This is a genomic window from Compostibacter hankyongensis (assembly GCF_039541075.1).
GTDB classification, from domain to species: Bacteria; Bacteroidota; Bacteroidia; order Chitinophagales; family Chitinophagaceae; genus Compostibacter; species Compostibacter hankyongensis.
This window is the reverse complement of the sequence record NZ_BAABFN010000005.1, coordinates 316,559-337,541: the sequence shown is the minus strand read 5'-3', so window position 1 is coordinate 337,541 and position 20,983 is coordinate 316,559. Positions and strand designations below refer to the sequence as shown.

General features: G+C 52.2%; 21 protein-coding genes. 6 read left to right on the top strand and 15 right to left on the bottom strand.

The window, feature by feature from the left end; translation table 11 throughout:
* Nucleotides 1–41: 41 nt before the first annotated feature.
* The gene (locus ABD851_RS11890) at nt 42–1,709 is read left to right on the top strand and encodes a L,D-transpeptidase family protein (protein WP_344979517.1); all 1,668 of its coding nucleotides are present in this window, start codon (nt 42–44) and stop codon (nt 1,707–1,709) included.
* A 27-nt stretch (nt 1,710–1,736) separates the two neighbouring features.
* On the opposite strand, the gene ABD851_RS11885 is transcribed toward ABD851_RS11890, so the two are convergent.
* From ABD851_RS11885 to ABD851_RS11860, 6 genes are all read right to left on the bottom strand, one after another.
* Nucleotides 1,737–2,693, bottom strand: a complete 957-nt coding sequence (locus ABD851_RS11885; protein ID WP_344979515.1) for an aldo/keto reductase — start codon at nt 2,691–2,693, stop codon at nt 1,737–1,739.
* Nucleotides 2,694–2,753: 60 nt separating this feature from the next.
* Nucleotides 2,754–4,028 (bottom strand): Gfo/Idh/MocA family oxidoreductase, encoded by a 1,275-nt coding sequence (locus tag ABD851_RS11880; protein WP_344979512.1) that lies wholly within the window; start codon nt 4,026–4,028, stop codon nt 2,754–2,756.
* 158 nt (nt 4,029–4,186) lie between these two features.
* Entirely contained in the window at nt 4,187–5,728 is a 1,542-nt protein-coding gene (locus ABD851_RS11875; protein WP_344979504.1) for a RagB/SusD family nutrient uptake outer membrane protein, read from the bottom strand.
* Nucleotides 5,729–5,826: 98 nt separating this feature from the next.
* A complete protein-coding gene (locus ABD851_RS11870; protein ID WP_344979501.1) occupies nt 5,827–9,012 on the bottom strand; it encodes a SusC/RagA family TonB-linked outer membrane protein in 3,186 nt (1,061 codons plus the stop codon).
* Between the two features lie 313 nt (nt 9,013–9,325).
* On the bottom strand, nt 9,326–9,904 hold the full coding sequence (locus ABD851_RS11865; protein WP_344979499.1) for a TMEM175 family protein: 579 nt from the start codon (nt 9,902–9,904) through the stop codon (nt 9,326–9,328).
* 41 nt (nt 9,905–9,945) lie between these two features.
* On the bottom strand, nt 9,946–10,551 hold the full coding sequence (locus tag ABD851_RS11860; protein ID WP_344979496.1) for a Crp/Fnr family transcriptional regulator: 606 nt from the start codon (nt 10,549–10,551) through the stop codon (nt 9,946–9,948).
* A gap of 125 nt (nt 10,552–10,676) precedes the next feature.
* Here ABD851_RS11860 and ABD851_RS11855 point away from each other — a divergent pair, with 125 nt between their 5' ends.
* A complete protein-coding gene (locus tag ABD851_RS11855) occupies nt 10,677–11,738 on the top strand; it encodes a ParM/StbA family protein (protein WP_344979494.1) in 1,062 nt (353 codons plus the stop codon).
* Nucleotides 11,731–12,171, top strand: coding sequence for a bactofilin family protein (locus ABD851_RS11850; RefSeq protein ID WP_344979492.1), 441 nt, complete (start codon nt 11,731–11,733; stop codon nt 12,169–12,171). Before ABD851_RS11855 ends, ABD851_RS11850 begins: the two co-directional genes overlap by 8 nt.
* 5 nt (nt 12,172–12,176) lie before the next feature.
* On the opposite strand, the gene ABD851_RS11845 is transcribed toward ABD851_RS11850, so the two are convergent.
* The gene (locus ABD851_RS11845) at nt 12,177–12,386 is read right to left on the bottom strand and encodes a KTSC domain-containing protein (protein WP_344979490.1); all 210 of its coding nucleotides are present in this window, start codon (nt 12,384–12,386) and stop codon (nt 12,177–12,179) included.
* A 250-nt stretch (nt 12,387–12,636) separates the two neighbouring features.
* Here ABD851_RS11845 and ABD851_RS11840 point away from each other — a divergent pair, with 250 nt between their 5' ends.
* On the top strand, nt 12,637–13,473 hold the full coding sequence (locus ABD851_RS11840) for an alpha/beta fold hydrolase (RefSeq protein ID WP_344979487.1): 837 nt from the start codon (nt 12,637–12,639) through the stop codon (nt 13,471–13,473).
* Here the strand turns inward: ABD851_RS11840 and ABD851_RS11835 are convergent.
* Together ABD851_RS11835 and ABD851_RS11830 are read right to left on the bottom strand one after the other, a co-directional pair.
* A complete protein-coding gene (locus tag ABD851_RS11835) occupies nt 13,470–13,883 on the bottom strand; it encodes a VOC family protein (protein ID WP_344979485.1) in 414 nt (137 codons plus the stop codon). The genes ABD851_RS11840 and ABD851_RS11835 overlap by 4 nt on opposite strands.
* 37 nt (nt 13,884–13,920) lie before the next feature.
* A complete protein-coding gene (locus ABD851_RS11830; protein WP_344979483.1) occupies nt 13,921–14,757 on the bottom strand; it encodes a DUF6597 domain-containing transcriptional factor in 837 nt (278 codons plus the stop codon).
* Nucleotides 14,758–14,892: 135 nt separating this feature from the next.
* Here ABD851_RS11830 and ABD851_RS11825 point away from each other — a divergent pair, with 135 nt between their 5' ends.
* Nucleotides 14,893–15,525 carry an endonuclease III domain-containing protein gene (locus ABD851_RS11825; RefSeq protein ID WP_344979481.1) on the top strand — a complete coding sequence of 211 codons (633 nt, stop codon included), beginning with the start codon at nt 14,893–14,895 and terminating at the stop codon, nt 15,523–15,525.
* Here the strand turns inward: ABD851_RS11825 and ABD851_RS11820 are convergent.
* From ABD851_RS11820 to ABD851_RS11795, 6 genes are all read right to left on the bottom strand, one after another.
* The gene (locus ABD851_RS11820; RefSeq protein WP_344979479.1) at nt 15,501–16,808 is read right to left on the bottom strand and encodes an OmpA family protein; all 1,308 of its coding nucleotides are present in this window, start codon (nt 16,806–16,808) and stop codon (nt 15,501–15,503) included. The two genes, ABD851_RS11825 and ABD851_RS11820, sit on opposite strands and share 25 nt — an antisense overlap.
* A gap of 145 nt (nt 16,809–16,953) precedes the next feature.
* Nucleotides 16,954–17,643, bottom strand: coding sequence for a hypothetical protein (locus ABD851_RS11815; RefSeq protein WP_344979477.1), 690 nt, complete (start codon nt 17,641–17,643; stop codon nt 16,954–16,956).
* A gap of 102 nt (nt 17,644–17,745) precedes the next feature.
* Entirely contained in the window at nt 17,746–18,501 is a 756-nt protein-coding gene (locus ABD851_RS11810) for a hypothetical protein (RefSeq protein ID WP_344979475.1), read from the bottom strand.
* A gap of 78 nt (nt 18,502–18,579) precedes the next feature.
* Nucleotides 18,580–19,404, bottom strand: a complete 825-nt coding sequence (locus ABD851_RS11805; protein ID WP_344979473.1) for an AraC family transcriptional regulator — start codon at nt 19,402–19,404, stop codon at nt 18,580–18,582.
* Between the two features lie 70 nt (nt 19,405–19,474).
* Nucleotides 19,475–19,771, bottom strand: a complete 297-nt coding sequence (locus ABD851_RS11800) for a putative quinol monooxygenase (RefSeq protein WP_344979471.1) — start codon at nt 19,769–19,771, stop codon at nt 19,475–19,477.
* Between the two features lie 19 nt (nt 19,772–19,790).
* On the bottom strand, nt 19,791–20,249 hold the full coding sequence (locus ABD851_RS11795) for a hypothetical protein (RefSeq protein ID WP_344979469.1): 459 nt from the start codon (nt 20,247–20,249) through the stop codon (nt 19,791–19,793).
* Nucleotides 20,250–20,451: 202 nt separating this feature from the next.
* Here ABD851_RS11795 and ABD851_RS11790 point away from each other — a divergent pair, with 202 nt between their 5' ends.
* Nucleotides 20,452–20,898, top strand: coding sequence for a hypothetical protein (locus ABD851_RS11790; RefSeq protein WP_344979467.1), 447 nt, complete (start codon nt 20,452–20,454; stop codon nt 20,896–20,898).
* Nucleotides 20,899–20,983: the final 85 nt, after the last annotated feature.

Genomic DNA, 20,983 nt, shown 5'->3' with positions numbered 1-20,983 from the left:
CGGTTAACGTCCGGGTGATCATTTTTTATTATTTTCCCGTTATGATTATGCCTGCGCCGGATATTCGTGGAAGAAAGGTAAAATGGCTCGTGCTGTTGCTGGCCGTTCTGGCTGCCGGCTGCCGGCATAAACCTGTTCAGCAGCGGGCGCTCGACATTCGTCAGCTCGATTCTCTGGTAGGACTTGCCCTCCGGGAAACGGCAGAGGGGAACGAACGGGATAGCGTATCCAGGCCCGCTTATCCCGCTGCCGTTCTTCTTTTTTATCAGAAAAAGCAGTACGCGCCGCGATGGTCTTCCCGCGGGAAGCCTGCCGCCCAGGCAGATTCCCTGCTTACCTTTATCGCAGACGCCGCGGATTACGGGCTGTACGCCGCTGCCTATCATTATCCCGGGTTGAAAAAGATGCTCGACCGTGCGCACACCGATACTCTGGCCTGGCGGGATGTAGATCTCTGGCGTAATATCGATCTGCAGCTTACGGATGCTTTTATGAAAATGGCCAATGACCTGCGTTATGGCATACTTCCGCGCGACAGCATTACCCTGCGCAAAGACAGCGTGCTGGGAGATACTGCCATGGCCGCCTTGCTGGGCGGCGCGCTGGGGCGGCAACGTATAAAGGCGGTATTCGATTCCCTGCAGCCATATGATCCGCGGTACCGCCGCCTGCAAAGCGCATTTGCCGAATACCGGCGGGAAACGGCGGATATGAAGTGGGATACTGATCTGCCCGAACAGTATACAGATACGGCGGCCTTCCGGGAAAAGCTGGTCAGGCGTCTTTTGCAGGAACGTATGCTGGATTCGGCCGATGCCGGTAATTCCGCCCGTATCACTGCCGCTTTAAAAGCGTTTCAACGTCTTCATGATCTTTATCCGGACGGGGTCGTAGGTGCGCGTACCCTTGCAGCCCTCAACATCTCCAAGCAGCAGCGCTATGCCCGCGCAGCCCTGAACCTGAACCGCTGGCGGCAGCTGCCCGACTCCCTCCCGGACGAGTACATCTGGATAAACATACCCGCCTATGCCCTGCAGATCTGGCGCGATGATACGGTGCGCCTCTCGTCGCGCATCGTAGTGGGAAAGTCGGATCACAACACGCCGCTGCTGTCGTCCTCCCTCATCAACTTTCAGCTATATCCTTACTGGCGTGTTCCCTTCAGCATCATTGTCCGGGAAATGCTTCCGGCCATCAAACGGGATATTACCTATCTCGAGAAGCATAACCTGGAGATCGTGGACAGGCATAACAACATTGTGGATCCTTACAAGCTGAACTGGAAAAAATACAATGATCATTATTTCCCCTACCTGATCCGGCAGATGACGGGGCTTGACAATTCGCTGGGGATCATCAAATTCAATTTTCGTAACCGGTACGCGGTTTATCTGCATGATACGAACGCCAGGGGCCTTTTCGGCAAATCCTACCGGGCGCTCAGCCATGGCTGTGTACGGGTTCAGCAGTGGGACAGCCTGGCCATGTATCTCGTGCGCGGGGATACCGTGCATCATATGCGGGACAGCGTGCTGACCTGGATGGCCAGACAAACGCAGAAGCTGGTTGTGCTGCGTACAAGGGTGCCGATCTATATCCGCTATATTACCTGCGAGGCCGACAACCGTGATCACCTGATCTTCCACGAAGATGTCTACGGTTATGACTCAACGGAGATCCGCAAGATGAAGATGTACAGGCGGAACTGACCTCCGGCCGCTTAATTTAGCAACGCATCAGTAAGCGCTGGCCTTATCCAAGAGCGCGATGGCCGCTTCATCCAGCTCCAGCCCGGCGGCGGCAGCCAGCTCGGCAATCTGCCGCTCGCTGGTGGCGCTGGCGATAGGCGCAGTGATGCCCGGCCGCGCCATCAGCCAGGCCAGTGAGATGCCGGCCGGGGTGGATTTGTATCGCTGTGCTGTCTCGTCAAGCGCTTTTAAAATCCTTTGTCCGCGTTCGTCGAGGTATTTTTTGATACCCGGTCCCCGGGCGCTCTTGGAAAGATCGGCTTCGGTACGGTACTTGCCGCTGAGGAAGCCGCTCGCCAGGGCGTAATAGTTGATTACGCCGATGCCCGTTTCGAGCACCAGCGGCTCAAGCTCTTTTTCATAACCGGCACGGTCGTATAGGTTGTATTCGGGTTGTATGCTCTGGTAAACGGGATAGCCGTGCTTTTTGCTGGCTTCCAGGGATGCCGCCAGGCGCTTGCTGCTGAAATTTGAAGCGCCGATAAAACGTACTTTCCCGGCTTTTACCAGTTCTGCATAAGCCTCAAGTGTTTCTTCCACCGGTGTATCGGGATCGTCATAATGAGACTGGTACAGATCGATATAGTCGGTCTGCAGCCGTCGCAGTGAGTCCTCCGCTGCCTGGAGGATATAGGATTTTTTCAGCACCTTTTTCCCGTTATGCTGTCCCATATCCGAACCCACTTTGGTAGCGATGATCACCTTGTCGCGGTTCCCCCGGGCCCTGATCCACTTGCCGATAATGGTTTCGGATTCTCCGCCTTTGTTGCCCGCTACCCACCGGGAATACGAGTCAGCGGTGTCGATGAAATTAAGACCGGCATCCAGGAAGGCATCCAGCAGCGGCAGCGCATCCTGCTCCCTCACTGTCCATCCGAATACATTGCCGCCTACGGTCAGCGGGGGCACTTCCAGTGCCGACTGACCCAGTTTTCTTTTTTGCATAAGATAAAAATCACGCTGATACTTCCCTATAACAGTATTCCATCGCTTTTGTTGACCGGCTTATATGCTCCAGGGGATGCGCATCGGCTGGTGTATCAGCCGGTTGGCCGCAGGATCGTCGCGGAATTCCTGTGCAACGGGATCGAACTTCAGGGAGCGTCCCAGCCGCAGGGCTACCTTGGCCAGGTTGACGAGGGTACAGGAATGATAGCCGTTTTCCTCATTCAGCGCAAATTTCTGCCGTTTTTTTACCGCCTCTACAAAATCCGTGACCTGCGGGGCAGGATCGGGGAAGGCGGCCAGCTTTTTGTCCAGGTCGGGGATGTCGGAGCGGAAGCCCTTGTACAGCTTTCCTTTTGGGCCTTCTATATAAGGAGCATTCGCGTCTTTTCCTTCTCCGTCCAGGATGATCTTACAGCCGTCCGAGTAAGTGTACTCGATCCTGCGCCAGGTGCCCACTGCGTCGGGATGCTGGGGCGGAGCGTCGATGTCGATGCTGACCGGGCTGGTATTGTCTTTTTCCAGGAAATACTGCACGGGATCCATATAGTGCTGGCCCATGTCGCCCAGTCCTCCTCCGTCGTAATCCCAGTATCCGCGGAAGGTCTGGTGCACGCGATGAGGGTGATAGGGTTTGTAAGGGCGCGGACCCAGCCAGAAATCATAATCAAGCTCGGGCGGTACCGGCATTTCCGGCTGGCGTATCTTTCCTACCCACTGGAATTTCCAGTTGAAACCCGTATGCTCGCCGATCGTCACCTTCAGCGGCCAGCCCAGCAGCCTGCTTTCCACCAGCTTTTTTATCGGCTTTGCCGTAGTGCCCATGCCATAAAAAGTATCTTCAAAACGGAACCAGGTATTGAGCCTGAAAATCCGCTGATGCTGCTGCACCACTTCCAGCAGCCGCTTCCCTTCGCCGATGGTGCGGGTCATGGGCTTTTCGCACCAGATGTCCTTGCCTGCACGGGCCGCGTCGGCGGCGATGATGCCGTGCCAGTGCGGAGGGGTGGCGATATGGACGATATCCACCTCGGGCAAGCGCAGGACCTCACGGTAATCCGTAAACGTTTTTACATTTTTATCTTTCAGGATGTCCATTCCTTCCTGAAGATGCTTGGTATCTACGTCGCAGATGGCCACTACGCGGGTGCCGGCATATTTGAAATGGTTACGGCCCATGCCTCCGATGCCGATCACTGCCTTGGTAAGCTGCTCGCTGGGCGCCAGAAAGCCCGGCCCGCCCAGCACATGACGGGGAACGATGGTGAAGGCAGCTGCGGTGCCCAGTGAATTTTTCAGAAATGAACGTCTGGATAATTGGTGTTTTTGTTCCATAGGTATAGAAAAAAGAGGTGGTATAAAAATGCTTTCGTCAACAAGATAACAAACCCGCTGAACATGTACAAACTGCCCTCTGCGGATACGCAGGATCGGGGTAGATTGGGAATACCGGCTGTCCCCGGATGAGAGAGCAGCCGGTATAATTTCCCCGGTCAGTAACCGGGATTTTGTTCGAGATTGGGATTCTGGGAAATTTCGTCATCGGGTATGGGAAGATGATCATTCTTCTCCGGGTTATACCCGTTGGCAAATTTTGTCTCGATCAGCTCCCCGTTGCCGCCGCGAACCTGGATAGGGTATACCTTTGTGCCGATACCCCATCTTCTCACATCAGACCAGTAAAGACCTTCCATGGCAAATTCTATCCGCCGCTCATGCCGCAGGGCTTCCCGGGCTGCCGCTGCGCTGAGTCCTGCGGATAAGGGTTTTAGCTTTACATCATCCCGCCCGTTCCGGATCTGGTTAATGAAATCAATGGCCTGCGGCACGCCTGATCCCCCCTTTTCAATCAGCGCCTCTGCCTTGGAAAGCAGCACATCGGCATACCTGAGCACGATAAAGTTGAGGGGGGACTGTTCGGCCTTTACCTGTTGGGTTTCGATGGTGTATTTCCGGATAGCGAAACCTACCTTCTGTCCGGTATGGTTTTTTATTTCTTCTGGATATTTCTGCCCCTGAAAGAGCGCGCCGGGTCTGAGAATCGTGAAATCCAGGCGGGGATCGCGGTTGTCATAGGGATGATCCGGATCTACCGGTGCGCCGTCGAGGGTTTCATAAGCGTCCACCAGGTTCTGGATAGGGGCTACCGAGTTGGACCCGTCGATTCCGTATTTGAGGTTCTGGGGCTGCCAGTAGCGGTCAAATACGCTGCCCTGCTGGAAAGGTCCATCCATAAACTGTACATCGAAGATCACCTCTTCGTTGTCTTCGTTGGCCAGCTGAAAAAGGCCCTGGTAACTGTGAAAAAGACCATACCGGTTCAGGGCGGTGATCTTGTCCGCATATTCGATAACCTTATCCCAGTTGCCCTCATACAGATAGGCCCGCATGTCCATGCCATACGCCGCGCCCAGGGTAGCTCTTCCCATGAGCTCGGCTTCCTCCGGCAGCCGTTTGATGGCTTCCGCATAATCGGCATGGACCTGCTTCCAGGTATCGGCCTCGGAGGCTCTTTTAAGCAGACGGGAGGTGTCCACCGAAATAGGCGTAGTGATCAGCGGTACGCCTCCGTAGCTGTCGGCCAGCAGGGCATAGAAAACGCCCCGGAGAAAATAGGCCTCACCTTTCATGGTTTCTTTTTCCTTTTCGTCCATCTCCACTTTGTCGACATTGGCCAGGAAGTAATTGGCCCGGTTAATGCCTTTGTAGCAGTCGCGCCACCGCTCCGATACGATGCCGCCGTCGCCGGGCTGGATAGTGCCGTCGCCCACCTGCATTTCCATGCCTTCCCAGTAAGCCCACTGGTAAGCATTGGGCGAGCAGGCGTCTATACCGCCCCCGTAGCCATATACGTGCCGCTCCTTCAGGGTGTTGTAGATACCGTACAGCGCCAGGTGGGTATCCTGCTCGCTTTTCCAGAAATTGTCTTCCGTAATCCGGTCTTCGGGTTTTATATCGAGAAAGCTTTCCTTACACGACGACATCAGTGCCGCCGGCAGGAGCGTCAGGATGATATATTTGAAACAAGTTTTCATCTGTTAACATTTTTATTTTTAATGGTCAGATGGAACCTCGCATATTAACATATCACTGAGTAATAGATATTATTATGCTCGGTTTCATAACAAAGTATTTAAAATTGAACATTGACGCCAAAGGTGGCGATCGTCGGGGTGGGATACTGACCGCCCCCGTCTGTGAATGTGTCTCTTTCCGGATCAAAACCCTCGTATTTATTGGATACGAAGGTGTAGGCGTTCTGCCAGTTGAGATAGCAGGCCGCCGATTTCAGCCCGATGCCGCTGAGCCATTTTTCAGGCAGGTTATAGGTGAGCTGGATATTTTTTATTTTCAAAAATGAAATATCCGTGATCCAGAAAGACGACTCATAACGGTTCCAGGTATCGTTGATCACGATACGGGGCAGCGTAGTGCTTTTGTTTTCCGGCGTCCAGGCATCCTTCCAGCGTTTGGTGATGGAGCCGCCGGAGATGCCGAGCGGAGCCGTCCATGCATTCTGCGTATAGGCGCTGGCGTCAGCAATGCCCTGTCCGGTGATGTTGAGGTTCCAGTTTTTATAGGTAACGCCTATATTCAGCCCGTAGGTAAGTTTCGGAATGGTATTGCCCAGCACCTGCTTGTCCTGGTAATCGAGCTTTCCGTCCCCGTTCAGATCCTCGTATTTGAGATCGCCCGCTACGGGAGTAAAGCCATTGTTGGCCATATGTTCCTTGGCTTCCTCATCGCTCTGATAAATGCCGACCGCTTTGTAGCCATACAGTGATTTATAGGAATATCCTTCCCGGATCAGGTAGAGCTGGTCGGGGGACTTTCCGTCCTGGAAGGTTACTACCTGGTTGGTGACATAGGTGACATTGGCCCCGATGTCGTAGCTCCAGTCCTTCTGGTAACTGTCTGACTGATAGGTGGCGCTTATCTCAAACCCCTTGTTCCGCATCCGGCCCACATTTTCCACGGGAGGGGTTACCCCGCCGAGCACCAGCGGTACGGGAAGCTGTACCAGAATGTTTTTGGTAAGCTTATTGAAATAATCGAACTCCAGGTACAGGTGGTTGTCCAGCACGCCGAGATCGAGTCCCAGGTCGGAGCTTTCGGTGGTTTCCCAGGTAATGTCCTGATCCACCAGGGTGGTGATGGCTGCGCCCGGCACCAGCTGTCCGCCGAGGTTGTAGCTGGTGCCATAGTTCTGCGCGATGGTTACCAGATAGGGATAGTTGCCTGCGATGGCTTCAATATCCTGATTGCCCAGCCGGCCCCAGGAAGCGCGCAGCTTCAGCTGGTTGATAAACCGCACATCCTTCATGAAATTTTCCTCGCTGATGCGCCAGCCGGCCGAAAATGAGGGAAACAATCCCCAGCGGTTTCCTGCCCGGAAACGGGAAGAAGCATCTGCCCGGAGGTTGGCTTCGAGGAGGTATCTTTCGTTAAAGTTATAATTGATCCGTCCGAAGTAGGAAAGCATGCGCCATTCCGTAGTGTTCCCGCTGGCAAGGGGATTGGTGGTGCCGGCATCCACTTCATGGAGTCCGTCTTTCGGCGGATCCGATTTTTGAACGGAAGTGGTTTTTACCTGCCGGTCTTCGGACTGTGTCCCCGCTATTACATTGATATGGTGCTTTTGTCCGAAGCTGCGCTCGTAGTTCAGCGTATTGTAAAAAACCCAATAGAATTCTTCGGTGCTGGCCCGGATGTTATTGATGGTAGTGGGGAAATCGAGCGTTTTGGTCTGTATGCCGCCGTCCGTGTATACATAGATCAGCTGGTTGTATTTATCATTCCGGTTGTTGTTGAATTGCCCGGCATATACGGATTTGAAGGTCAGTCCCGGCGCCAGGTGCACGGTGGCGTTGAGGCTCCCCTTGAGATAACTGTTCACATAGCGGGATAAGCCGTTCTTGACGTCGGCGAGCGGATTTCTGGAATCAACAATGGGCTGTCCTTTGTTAGGGCCGCTCAGATAAACGGCCTGGGTGGCGCCCAGACGGCCGTCCCGCGTGTAGGGCGGCGTAAAGGGATATCCGCCGTTGGACATGATATAGGTGATGCGGCTGATCCCCTGCGAGGTATTATCGGCGGTATAGGGTTCATCGGTTACCTTGCGTGTGGCCTGCACCTGTCCGCCGATCTCCAGCCAATGAACCAGCTGGGTGTTCAGGCTGAAATTAAGGCCGTACCGTTTGGCGCCGGTACGCCTGATGATGCCTTGCTGGCCGAGATAGTTGGCGGACAGGTAGTAATTCTGTTTTTCCGATCCGCCGCGAACGGACAGGTTATGTTCGGTGATAGGAGCGGTTCGGAATACCTCATCAAAGAAGTTGGTATTGGGATAGAGGTAAGGGTCCTTGCCGTTTTTAAAGGCGTCAATGACTTCTCCGGGAAAGAGCGGGTCTCCGCCGTTGTTCTGCACGGCGGTATTCCACAGGTTCATGAATTCCACGCTATTGTCTATCAGGTCGTAATGACGGCCCAGTTTCTGAATGCCGACATATCCGTTGTAGGACAGCTGCGGGGCCGAGTTGTAGCTACCCTGCTTGGTGGTCACCAGGATCACGCCGTTGGCAGCCCTCGATCCGTAGATGGCGGCGGACGCCGCATCTTTCAGCACGGTCATGGAGGCAATATCATTGGGGTTCAGCTCAGCCAGCCTTCCTTCCACACCATCGACCAGCACCAGGGGATTCGTATTGTTCAGCGTGCCGAAGCCCCTGACGCGGAGCGTGGCGCCGTCGCCGCCAGGCGACCCCGAGTTCTGACTGACCCATACCCCGCTCACCTTGCCCCCCAGCGCCTGCGAGGCATTGGTGATCGGACGGTTTTCGAGCTCTTTTGTATAGTCGATGGTGGATACGGCGCCGGTCAGGTCGGCTTTTTTCTGCGCGCCGTAACCGACCACCACTGCTTCATCCAGCGTAGCCACATCCTCCTCGAGGGCGATGGCGAGGTGGGCGGCATTCCCCGTTACGGTATACTCCTTGTTTTTGTATCCGATCTGGGAAAAGACCAGGATCTCACCCTGCCTGGCCTGTATCGTAAAGTTGCCGTTAGCGTCGGTGATGGTGCCGGAGGTGGCGCCTTTGATCCGCACCGTTACGCCGGCCAGCGCCTGGGGCGGCTGTTTATTGTCCTGTACTTTTCCCCCGAGGGTATAGGTGCTGTCTGCGGGCAGCTTCAGGGGCGTGGGTGTATGCGGTGTCGCGGTAGCGTACCCGCAAATAAAAAGCATGAGCGGTAACAGTATCTTCAGCGCCTTGCGGCCGCGCTCAGGCAGCCGGCAACGGCACAAATAGTAGTTTTTCATAGCGGTATCTGTATTGGATAAAAAAGGGATTATCATAGAACGGGAGAGGGCCGGCGCTCAGGGAGGATGTCTGCAGCAGCGGAAGTAAAGAGCGCCTGATATGGAATAACCAGAGACCGGGAAGCAGCGTGCCGGAAAGGAGGCCGTGAAGCATCCGGGAAGTCTCGGGCGTCTGAAATGGCTTAAGGAAGTGAAAGGTTGTATTTCACAGTCGGGTAACCTCATAAGATATATATTCGGGCGGGCAAATAGGGTGGTTGCCGCTCCAATATATAAAAGGTTGGTTAAAAATAAAAGGCGGCCTGCGCTGAACTCAGTGGTTTAATTCCCGTTCGATCCTCCGGTCCGGTATGATCCAGAGAGCGGCAACCAGGGTGTAGAGCGCCTGGCTTACCCAGGTATTCCAGAAGGCGAGTATAATACCGCTTGTATAAATGAGAAGAGGAAGCTTCCCCTTCCAGTCCCTGCCGTAGGCTTCTGCGATGGGCGAATCTTTTCCATGGAGGCGGATGAGGGTGCGGGCAAGGATGAACCAGGCGATGGCCGCCATGAACAGCACAAAGCCATACAGGGCCGTAGGCCACATGGCAAAATGGTTTTCACCCAGCCAACCCGTCGCAAAAGGGAAGAGCGACAGCCAGAAAAGCAGGTGCAGGTTAGCCCAGAGCACGCTGCCGTTTACCCGGTCCACGATCTGCCAGAGATGATGGTGATTGTTCCAGTACAGGCCAACATAAATAAAGCTGAGCACGTAGCTCAGAAAGACGGGGATAAGGGGCTTCAGCGCCGCCCAGTCGTCTCCGTGGGGGATTTTCATCTCCAGTACCATAATGGTGATGATGATGGCGATAACGCCATCGCTGAAGGCCTCCAGGCGGTTTTTCTTCATCATAATGCAGGCGGTTAGATTCTTGTATGGTCTGTGCCGTGAATTTACAATTTATTATCATGCGGGTCAGTCCGGACGGAAGGAGCATTGAGCATCTTGCTCAGGAACTCGGGCGTCACACCGATATAGGCGGCCACCTGTTTTTGCGGGAGGCAGTTGATCAGCGAGGGGTATTGCCGGCAGAAGTTTTCATACCGCTCCCGCGCGGGCAGGCTCAGGTTATCGATCAGCCGGTGCTGATAGGTCGCCAGGGAATTTTCGGCCAGTATCCTGAAATACCGTTCAAACGCCGGCGTCTTCCGGCAGATTTCGTTTCGCTGGTCCTGCTCCAGCAGGACGACGGTGCTGTCGTCCACAGCGTCGATATTCAGCCGGCCGGGCTGTCCGGTGAGCAGGCTGCGGATATCGGCGATCCACCATCCCGGGGGAGCAAACTGCAGCACATGCTCAAAGCCGTTTTTGTCGATCGAAAAGCTGCGCAGGCAGCCGGAGATTACAAAAGCCATGTAACGATTGGCCATTCCTTCATGGAAGAGCATTTGCTTTTTTCTGACTTTACGGTTTTGCAGCAGGGAAAGAAAAAAAGATTCTTCTTCCCTGCTCAGGGAAATATGGCCAGTTATGCTTTTCAGTAACAGCGTATAGTCCATGACGGGATAAAGATTAACCTAAAATTAATCAAATATAGCCAGCCTTCCATAAGGAAGGTTTAAATTTGGAAAGTCTTTTGGTAAGCCGTATTTTGCAAAGGGTTCATTTCATAAAAAATAATAGCATGAATATCTATTCGCTTACCTTACCGAGTGTCTTTGAAACATCGTTCGGCAATACCGAAAGTTCTGCCAAGGATCTGCTGAACGGTCTGAAAATAAAAAAGGACAATGCCTGGTATATGGTGGGTAACCTGGCCAAGACCGGCGGCACCAACCCGCATCATATTACCAATGCCGCTCCCGGCGAAGAGGATTATGATATTTTCTTCAGCGCTGCGCTGGTCAGTGTCCTGGAAAAAATACAGCAGCCCCTGACCATTACGGTCGGGTTCCCGTTTTCTACCTATAACGTTTATAAGGCCGAGGCGGAAAAGCTGCTGGGCCGGCGTCATCTCATGATCGAATACGATACCCAGACTTTTAATACCGGTGGCGGTGTAAAGAAGGGTCTCTTTGAAATTGACAACTTTGAGGTTATCCCTGAGCTGGTGGCCAGCATCATCGGGCTGAAGAAGCTGCTGAATGAGCAGGCCCCTTCCAATTTTATGGTGATCAGCCTGGGGTTTGGAACCGTAGAAGGGGGAATGGCCACGGAAAGCGGGCTGATCCACCGTACCTGCTTCAGCTCGCATGGTCTGCAGTATGTGGTGGACAACCTGAACCGGGAGCTGGGTAAGAAGTATTACCTGGAAATGAAAAACGCGCATCAGCTGGACGATGCCCTGATGAAAGGTTCGATCTTTATCAACCGTAAAAAGATCGATCTCAAGACGCTCCGTAAGGAGCTCCTTGAACAATATTACCGGGAGGTGATTACTCCGCTGCTGCGAAAATATTTTACCGACCAGGACTTTGAGCAATGCGAAAAGATTTACCTCGTTGGCGGCGGAACTTTTTATCCGGAGCTGACGGAGGCTTTTATGAAGGCTTTTGCGGAAGCTATACCCGTAGAGATCGCACCGCAGGCAGAGAAGCTTGCCAGTATCGGTTATTTGTACAATTCGTATAAGTTGTCAAACAGGAGCGCACCGAGAAGTCTGGGCATCGACATCGGCAATTCCACCACCATCGTTTCCCTGTTCCAGGAAAATTCTTCCCAGCCCAACGCAGAGGAAAGTGTTTAAGATCAAAGCCAGGACAGCTACGGATGAGGTTTCGGGGTTTTATATTCCGAAGGACTTGGTCGTACACGGCGGTGTGGAATCGCCTGTATCGGGTCGCATAGAAGGCACGGTAAGCGGCGACGTATCGGTAGCCGCTAAGCTGGTGATAGCCGAAACCGGGATCGTGGATGGTAATATTAGCTGCCAGGATATTATCGTGCAGGGCAAGGTGCAGGGCAATATTACCTGTACCCGCAAGGCGCTGATCCAGAGCGGAGCGTGGATAGCGGGAAGTGTCACCTCGGACCAGCTCGAGGTGGAGGAGAACGCCACCATCCTGAAAAGTCTTCCCGCCGGAGGAAAGGCGCCGTCCCGGCCTTTCCCCGAGAAGCTGGTGATCCATGCTATCGTAGGGCCTTCCAGGACCACCGGCGACGAACTTACCTGGTTTTAGACCTTTTACAGCTGGATATATTCGTAGCCGTTGCGGATATTCTCCGCAAAATAATGACCCAGCGAATCTGCACTCATCAAGCCTTCGTAAATGCTGAGCGGAACGCCGGAATACTGATAAATGCCCCCGTGATGAAAGGCTATTTCCAGTATTTTATTTTGCTCATCGTACCCGACCGACGCAATAACCGAGGAATTGACCGCTTCTCTTCGCATGACAGTGGTTTTAGCTTTTGACCGGTCGTCATTACTACAGTCTCTCACCTTCCTGCTCTTTATTCATTTCCGGGGCGACCGGCGGTTATCTGAATGAGGTAAGCCTAACCTGTCTTTTGATTATAATAACATCATCAAATTCCCGGCCGGAATAAACTGTTATATGATTGGGAGAAGGAAAAGAAATTGATACTTTCGGCAGGTATATTATCTTTAAGGAGTATGTGATTTTTTAACCTCTTTATTCTTTATGCAAAAACTACTACTCTTTCCCGGAGGCCCCGGCTTTAATGCCAACCCCGAGCTCCAGCTGCTAAAAGAAGAATATGCCGAAGCCGGCCTGGATCTGCTGTGCTGGCATGAGCCCTCGCGTCAGCGGCCGCAGGGTTATCCCTACAGCGGGGAGAATGCCTTTCGGCATTACCTGAACAGCGCGGAGCAGTTTCTGACAGCTCATTATGAGGATGTCCCGCTTGTGCTGTTCGGCCATTGTTTCGGAACCCATGCGGTCCGTTACCTCATGTCGGCGCATCCTGAAAAAATCGCATGCTCGGTGCTGGTAACCCCCGATTTCTGTCTGGGGAAAACGGACCGTAATCTTCTCCGCCTTGTCATGGAGGATTACCGGAAACACGGCGATGAACGGGCCGGTGCATTGCAGGTCATACTGGACAGCTATACGGGAACATTCGATACCAATACGGAAGCGGGGTTTCAACTGGTGGCGCAGAATCCGAGGCTGTTTATATATTACTGGCCCGATGAGACGCAGATGCTCCGTTTTGTGCAGCACTACAGCGGACCGGAATATGCGGTGGATGCAACCGGTTTTTTTGATGTCAGGAGAAGCTGGTTCGAAGCGGCCTCCGGGCCGTCATCTATACCGGTGCTGACGCTCTACGGGAAACACGACGCTATCATCTCCGTTGAGGACGAGATCAAAAACCTTCCCCGTTATTTTACCCGTCTGCGGATCGAAGATGTGCCGGATACCGGGCATTATCCGCATATCGAATCTTCCGGAAGCGTACTTTCGAGAATAAAGACCTTTATGGAGACGGCGATGCGTGCGGCTGAACCGGTTTAACAGTTGACCATCCAGTGTATGCCGTATTTATCGGTGAGATTCCCGTGCCAGTCGCCCCAGAACTGTTTGGCGAAGGCCACCCCGATCTTTCCGCCTTCGGCCAGCCGGTCGAAAATCTTTTGGGCTTCTTCCGGACCGGAAAAGGAGAGGGAGAGGGCTACGTCGCCGCTGGAACCGCTGGCCTTTCCCCCGGGGAAGACGTCGCTGGCATAAATGCTCACGCCGCCGAAATGCAGCCTTCCGTGCAGGACCTTGTCCTGGTATTCTTTCGGAGCCTTCATGGCCGGGTTGTCGTACCGGCTTTGGATCTCTACCGTTCCGCCCAGGATTCCGCTGTAATAGGTCAAAGCTTCTTCGCAGTTGCCGGCAAAGGTGATGTAGGGGATAAGGTCAATGTCTTTTGTAGCCATGGTATGTTTTTCCTGCAAAGCTGCGGAAAAGAAAGAACTATAAATTGTACGATTTCGACACCCGGTCTGCAAGGGCGGGTTGTATGACCCGCACGATGGTGAATCCGGCCTTCAGAAAAGCTTTTGGCGTATATCCCGAAAGCTGCTTGAATTCCCGTATGAAATGGGATTGGTCGTAGAAGCCGCAGGAATAGGCTATGTCGGTCAGGGAGGCTTCCGGTTTGCTGTACATGGCCAGTATGGCACTGTTGAACCTGCGGATCTTGAGCAGCTCCGTGGGTGTCAGTCCGATGACCTGGCTGAATTTCCGTTCCAGGTTTTTGTAATGCGTGCCAAAAGTGCGGCAGGTATCCGCAATGGAAGCGCCGCTGTGTTCCAGGATCCATCTCGAACAGGAGGAGACAAACCTGTAGTCGTCTCCGGTCTCCATCCTGCTCAGCAGGAAGCTGTCGATGATGTGGATGCGTTCCGCGTCGTCGCGGGCTCCGAACAGCTGCTCTTCCAGCTCATAGTAGGCTTTTCCCAGCAGCTCCGTAATATTCCAGAAGGCGTTGGCAAAAAGATGTACCGGTATCCGGAAGAAGGGGTAGGTGCCTCCCGGACGGAAGCGCACCGAAAACACTTCCTGTCTGCGGGTCTGGGATATCTGCAGCGTTTTTTTCCGGATGCCGATGATATGGGATCCTTTGACGGGCGCTCTCATGCCCTCCCTGACCTGATCATAGTCGTCACCGAAATTGAACATCAGCTCGATCGTGCCGTCGGGTATCAGCGATTCCTCTTTCCGGAAGGGAGGACTATCTGCGCTGGCTTTCCAGTAACATTCTATGAAAGGCCTCAGACAAGGATGCGGTGTGAATTCCCTGTAGATCATTTTTGCACTTTTTCTTCAGTTCGGATCCTGAAAACAGGAGTGTGTATGCCGACCGGATAACGGTTGCTAAAGTTAAGAAAAGGGCAGATGCGGATAAGCGATAATTATATTATTTTTAGGAGACAAAACGGTGTTATGGCAACCTCGACCGACTGGACAAAGGCGATACAGCCTCTTATCAGAAAATACAAGGACAAGAAACATCCGCTGGAGTACGGGAATGTGTACCAGCTGCTGGTAATGGTGGTGCTGTCGGCCCAGGATTCCGACCGCCATATCAATGCTTTGGCGCCGGAGCTGTTTGGCGTATTCCCGGACATGCGGGCGCTTTCCGGCGCAACGCCGGAGGCGCTGTATCCCTATATCGGAAAGGTGCGCAATTTCGCCAACAAGGCGAAGTGGCTGACGGCCATCGCGCAGACGGTGAAGAAGGATGCCGCCATACCGATGAACCTGGAGGCGCTTACCGCCCTTCCGGGAATAGGCCGGAAATCGGCCAACGTTATCCTCCGGGAAGCCGGCCGGCCGCCGGAAGGCGTGATCGTGGACCTGCACGTGGTGCGGGTGGCGCCCCGGCTCGGCATGGCATCAGGCACCAATCCTCAAAAGATTGAAAAGCAGCTTATGGAGCTGCTTCCCCAAAAGGAATGGGATGCCGGCATGGCGCTTTCCTTTCTGGGAAGGGAGATATGCCGGCCCCAGCCGAAATGCGAGATATGCCTCATGAATAAGGTCTGCGCCTATTACCGGGAAGCCTCCGGCAGATGATCCGGTTCCTTCCTGAATTCTACCCGCCTGTTCTTTGCTTTTCCTTCAGCGGTGCTGTTGTCGGCTACCGGATCGGATTCACCCCTGCCGTCCGTGCTCAGCCTGGAAGCACGAATGCCGAATGTATTTACCAGAATGTTTTTGACGGCCAGGGCCCTGTTCCGGGAAAGCGTCAGATTGTGCGCTTCCTCTCCGTCGCTGTCGGTATGTCCCGTTATTTTTATATGCAGGTCTTTGTGCTCACGGAGTACCGACGCGATTTGTTTTAGCACGGCATAAGACTCGGGACGTACCCCGGCGGCATTCACGGCAAATAAGATACCGGTGGTTGTCCAGCGTCCTTCTTTGATCAGTTTGCTTCTCAGGTCGGACTCGCCGGCGGCGATACGCAGATTACCGACAAAGAAAGGTGTTTCAGGTGCCGGGATCAGCTCTCCTGCCCTAAAATGAAAATTGTTTCGCAAGGCGACGTCGTCAAAGGCGCGGGGAAGATCAAAGAGCTTTTTGTCATCTAAATATAACCTTATCCGTTTCCCGTTGACGGCAATACTGACCCTGATGATTTTTCCGGCCATAGCATTTGCCGTGTATTCTTTTGAAATGCCCTGCCCACCATAAACATTTGTTCCGTAGATGACTTTGTTTTCCGCATGATGAATCAGGAAATAAAAAAGCTTTTTATAGGCTACGCCGCCTTTTGAAGGATCCGGATTGGCGGAAAAGCCGAAAGTGACCGGTGGCCGGCGCAGTCCGGCGGGATAAAAAAGATCGAATTCTACCGTAAAGTTTTCCGGCAATTTCCCGTTTATCTCCGGGAAGCTGATCGTATGATCCGGGATGGCAAGCCACCGGCCTTCCGTTCCGCTTAACACGACCACCTCTCCGGAACCATTGGTGTTCCATTGTGCGGGGAAGTCACCCTTGTGGTCTACGGAGAAATCGTCGTAAAATAGCAGGCGTTCTCCGGGTATGAAATCAAATTTTGAATAAACGCTGAAATTTCCGTCAGGAGCTGATGCTGTGTCGGGAAAGTAGCTGCCGGCCGGTACGGGTTGATCGGTCTTATCGGATCCTGCTGTTGAAGTTCCGGTATTTTTTGAAGCAGTATGCTTACCGGCCTGCTCTGCCTTGTCAAAACCTTTGTCTACTATTTCATCCGTTTTTTGCAGGATACGGTCATTGACCCGTTCCTTTGCCCGCCGGCTTATCTTCTTCAGCAGCTGGGCTTCCGATGCCAGCGGGATCAAAAGGAGCATCATGATCAATGCGGTAAGCTGTCTCATAATGTCATGACTTTTTCAGATTATGAAATAGCCCTTATCTTTTCCTGTTGTCGGCGCCTGTGCGGCCGTTGCTCCGGCCATTGGACCTTTCCGTAATCAGACATTTTTTACGGTTTAAAAACGTGCTTTTTCCAAGGATTCTTAATTATTCGGGGATGCCGTAATACAGGCAGACCGCATGATAATCTTTGGCATCCGGCAGCGGACCTGTCATGCGAGCCTGGGGTACGCCGCCCGGAATGATCACATAACGAAACTGATCCATTGAATGGTCGCTATCTGAATAAATGAGGATATTGCCGGGATAACCCGGCGGATCATAATGCAGCTTGTAATACAAATAGTATCCATTGGGCTCATAAATGTTAAGCTGCACAGGTTGATTGGTAGAGGTTTTTAAATATACGATGACCACACCCTTGTCGATGATCTCCGGGGTTATGTCCCGGGCAATAAGATTGGCCGTGTAGTAATAAGGCGCTCTGGAGGTCCGGGTAAAATTTACAGTCCTCCAGCCGGAGTAAATGACATTGGCTGTGCCGGCAGGACCTTCAGGTCCTGTAGCACCGGTAGCGCCACGTGGTCCTGTGGCACCCCTGGGTCCGGCAGGGCCCATTGGGCCTTCCGGTCCTGTAGCGCCGCGCGGTCCTGTCGTACCCGTAGTCCCCCGTGGTCCGATAGGCCCCGTGGCGCCGGGAGTTCCAGCATCTCCCTTGTCTCCCTTATTCCCTTTGTCTCCCTGCGGCCCCTGGGTGCCGGCTGTGCCGGCAGGGCCTTGTTCTCCTTGCGGACCGGCGGGCCCCTGGGGACCTTCTTTATTGCAAGATAATGTCAAGGTTATTATTGCGCAGAGCAATAAGTATCCCCATTTTTTTGTTTTCATGTTCATATTTTAACGGAAGAAAGAATAAGGTCGTTATTGCGGCGTGTAAACTGTTTATTCCGGTATTCCGTAATATTGACACACTGCATGATAATCTCTGTAATCCGGGGGAGCTGAGTGACGTCCGGCTATCTTCACGCCTGCGGGTATCAGCACATAGCGGAACTCATTTCCCCGCACACCTGAATAATCATATTCCGTGAGCGCGGATCCGTCGGTGCTTTTTATCGTGATTATGATGGAATTGATGGTATTTACTGCAAAAGAACCTCCGGACCAGGTGTACTCTACATTGCCATAGTGATAGGGAAACATGTTGTGCTGGCCGTTTCCAAAATTTTTTCCATAAAGCACCAGAAGACCGCCGTTTGAAAGAAAGTGTGCAATATCTTCTGCGCCGATCCGGCTTAATACACTCGCTGGAAAGGTATATTTCATGGTTTTGATGGTGGCGGCATTAGGCGTTGCGTTGATCTCATAATCGATCCAATCTGAAGCTACTACATTCGCGGTTCCCGGGTCTCCTTTATCGCCTTTAGGGCCTTGTGATCCCGTAGCGCCGCGGGGACCTGTAGCGCCCCGTGGTCCTGCCGTACCGGTAGCACCGGTGTCGCCCTTGTCGCCTTTATCACCCTGCGGTCCTGCTGCGCCCTGTTCACCCTGTGACCCGGCCGGGCCCTGCGGCCCGTCTTTGCTGCAACTGCCGGATATCATTGCCACCACAAGTAATACTACCGTAAAAAGTCGAAATTTTTTCATTGTTAAAACATTTGGTAATAGGATGAAGACATGATTGCTTAACGGCAGCAAAGTTGAGCGTATAGAAGAGAAGGGGATAGTAAAAAATCGGCAATCTTTGAAGAGCAATGAAAAAGCCGGGAGGCAAAGTTATCCGGCATGCACTATTTTCATCAGCCAGCCTTCCTTGTCGTAAGCTTCCGGCGTTTTTCCGTAAAAGAGCTTGAATTCCCGGATGAAATGCATCTGATCGTAATAGCCGAACTGTGCGGCTACCTGTGCCCATTTGCACTCATCGCGGTGCAGCCGGATATAGCTCAGCGTGTTGTTAAAACGTATGATCCGCTGGAACTTTTTCGGACCCATCCCGACTATCTCTTTCATGTGGCGCTCGAGCCGGCTGATGGAGTAGCCTTCTTTCCGGCATATTCTTGAAATGAGCTGGTTGCTGTGGCTGTGCAGCCTTATCTGCTCGCTTACATACGACAGCCGATCGCATATTTCTTTTTTCGCGGGTAAGGATAAGCGCTGAAGCAAGAACTGCTCCAGTACGGCATGCACCTTATGCGCGTCGGGCTGATTGATCAGCTCTTCTGAAAGCGATTTGCCCGAGCTGCCCAGCAGGTCGGTCAGGTGGAAGCTGCGTCCGGTACATTCGTGCTGGGAGATGCCCAGCAGCCGGTAGGCGCCGCAGGGCTTGAAGGACACAAAAAATATTTTTATCCTGTCATACAGGTGGACATCGCTGAAGCAGGTGATCTGTCCGGTGAAGGTAGGCGATGCATAATGCTGTGTTTCTTCGCCATTGACACTGATACAGTATTTTTCCGTTTCCAGGAGAATGATCAGCGCGCTGTAACCGGGCGGCGCCATTTCGGCCTGCGTCCATTCGCCCGGGGTACCCATTTCCGTATATACATAGCATTGGATATAAGGCTGCAGAGCAGGATGAGGCGTAAAGATCAGAGGAGCCATAGGTCAAAGGATGTTCACACAAATATAACTTTTTTTATATTCTACTGTGCATCCCCTCAGCCTGGCCCGGTTATACCCCTAACCCGCCGAGTATTTCCAGTTCCTGTCCTTTTTGCGGCTGTTCGCCAATGATGGGCATGGCTTCCGCAATAGCTGCTCTTACGCTTTCCAGCTTTAACGAATTATCATGGTCTTCCTTGCTGTCCCAGATTTCGGTTACATACACCGCTTCCGGCTCGTTTTCGGCTTTTCCAATAGCATAAAGTCTGCATCCTGATGCGCCTTGTTTGGACCAGGCGATCAGGATGTTGGCCAGCTCGTCCCTGTGTCCGGCTTTTGCTGTTAACTTTCCGTGAAGCAAATACATAAGGTCTATCATTAAGTGGTTAGCGGACACCCTTCTTCCTGAACCGGATGGCTATGGCAGGATCCGCTGATGTGTTGCAGATCACCAGGGAAGAATCATCGTCGATCAGGTACTGAACCTGTGCCGAATCTTTCTGTCCGTCGCTGGCAAAGTTAATGTATAACAATGAACTATCCTTTGTCTGCATATATCCCATCGTATCGATGTTGATCCCCAGGTTTTCCGGATAGTAATGATAGGCACCATTGATATTGGTTTGGGAACTGTCGGCATAGTCCCACCAGAGCGTTAGTTCGTTGCTGTTTGTTACCGTTTCCCAGCCGGCCGTTCCGGTTTTTATTTCGGTTTCCACCCAGGCTGTCGAGTGGGTCCAGGTGAGTGGGTCGATGATAATGGGGTCCGGGGCGGTTTCCTTCAGGCAGGATGAAAGGAGGGCGGCTGTCAGGGCGGCAGAGAGAACAGATAATGTTTGTTTCATGGTATGATCGCTTTATATCTTAGAAAGGAAGACAGGGCGGTCAGGTATTTCGCTGCATAAAGTGAATAATATTTATGTAGCCATGAGATCAAAGATTTAAATGCTCTTTTAGAAAAAAATAATTTTACGGTAATTTATGCGATAATAAATTCCCAAAGTACGTCTCGCTCTTACATTTAAAATAGTATTAAAAAATGGCTTCATGAAATATTTGATTTTACTCGTATTATCTGGGATGGTTTTTTCTTGTACTACAGATGGAAGAAAAGATGCTGATGATATCTCAGGATATGGTGTTAGCGACACAATGTATGTGGATGCCAAGGGTAATCGCTATAAACATCTGGCTCAAATCCCCGATAGTCTATATACCCCGGAACAAAAAGAGCTGGTAAGGAGGTTGGATGAGATAATTGTAAAATATACAAAAGCTAAGGATAAGCATATGGTTTTGGAACTTACAAAAGAGCAGTATCTGAAAATGGGACTACCTGAAAGGTATTATATAATATTGAAGAAGAATATTCAAGACAATAATGCTTTTTTGGATTCGGCCGGTATTACAAATGTTGAAGAATTAATAAGAAAAAGAAACGAAAATATTTATAAAAAATTGGAAGATCATAAAAATCAGAATGGGGATAAATGACAACAAAAAATACACCGTGCCGGATATATTATCCGGACAAGCGGTTTCTTTTTCCTGAAAAAATATTTGCTTTTTCTGAACAAAA

Excerpts from the sequence above, each read along its gene's own strand:
- ABD851_RS11890 (WP_344979517.1), top strand. The coding sequence starts at position 42 with ATGATTATGCCTGCGCCGGATATTCGTGGAAGAAAGGTAAAATGGCTC.
- ABD851_RS11885 (WP_344979515.1), bottom strand. The coding sequence starts at position 2,693 with ATGCAAAAAAGAAAACTGGGTCAGTCGGCACTGGAAGTGCCCCCGCTG.
- ABD851_RS11880 (WP_344979512.1), bottom strand. The coding sequence starts at position 4,028 with ATGGAACAAAAACACCAATTATCCAGACGTTCATTTCTGAAAAATTCA.
- ABD851_RS11875 (WP_344979504.1), bottom strand. The coding sequence starts at position 5,728 with ATGAAAACTTGTTTCAAATATATCATCCTGACGCTCCTGCCGGCGGCA.
- ABD851_RS11870 (WP_344979501.1), bottom strand. The coding sequence starts at position 9,012 with ATGAAAAACTACTATTTGTGCCGTTGCCGGCTGCCTGAGCGCGGCCGC.
- ABD851_RS11865 (WP_344979499.1), bottom strand. The coding sequence starts at position 9,904 with ATGATGAAGAAAAACCGCCTGGAGGCCTTCAGCGATGGCGTTATCGCC.
- ABD851_RS11860 (WP_344979496.1), bottom strand. The coding sequence starts at position 10,551 with ATGGACTATACGCTGTTACTGAAAAGCATAACTGGCCATATTTCCCTG.
- ABD851_RS11855 (WP_344979494.1), top strand. The coding sequence starts at position 10,677 with ATGAATATCTATTCGCTTACCTTACCGAGTGTCTTTGAAACATCGTTC.
- ABD851_RS11845 (WP_344979490.1), bottom strand. The coding sequence starts at position 12,386 with ATGCGAAGAGAAGCGGTCAATTCCTCGGTTATTGCGTCGGTCGGGTAC.
- ABD851_RS11840 (WP_344979487.1), top strand. The coding sequence starts at position 12,637 with ATGCAAAAACTACTACTCTTTCCCGGAGGCCCCGGCTTTAATGCCAAC.
- ABD851_RS11835 (WP_344979485.1), bottom strand. The coding sequence starts at position 13,883 with ATGGCTACAAAAGACATTGACCTTATCCCCTACATCACCTTTGCCGGC.
- ABD851_RS11830 (WP_344979483.1), bottom strand. The coding sequence starts at position 14,757 with ATGATCTACAGGGAATTCACACCGCATCCTTGTCTGAGGCCTTTCATA.
- ABD851_RS11825 (WP_344979481.1), top strand. The coding sequence starts at position 14,893 with ATGGCAACCTCGACCGACTGGACAAAGGCGATACAGCCTCTTATCAGA.
- ABD851_RS11820 (WP_344979479.1), bottom strand. The coding sequence starts at position 16,808 with ATGAGACAGCTTACCGCATTGATCATGATGCTCCTTTTGATCCCGCTG.
- ABD851_RS11805 (WP_344979473.1), bottom strand. The coding sequence starts at position 19,404 with ATGGCTCCTCTGATCTTTACGCCTCATCCTGCTCTGCAGCCTTATATC.
- ABD851_RS11800 (WP_344979471.1), bottom strand. The coding sequence starts at position 19,771 with ATGTATTTGCTTCACGGAAAGTTAACAGCAAAAGCCGGACACAGGGAC.
- ABD851_RS11795 (WP_344979469.1), bottom strand. The coding sequence starts at position 20,249 with ATGAAACAAACATTATCTGTTCTCTCTGCCGCCCTGACAGCCGCCCTC.
- ABD851_RS11790 (WP_344979467.1), top strand. The coding sequence starts at position 20,452 with ATGAAATATTTGATTTTACTCGTATTATCTGGGATGGTTTTTTCTTGT.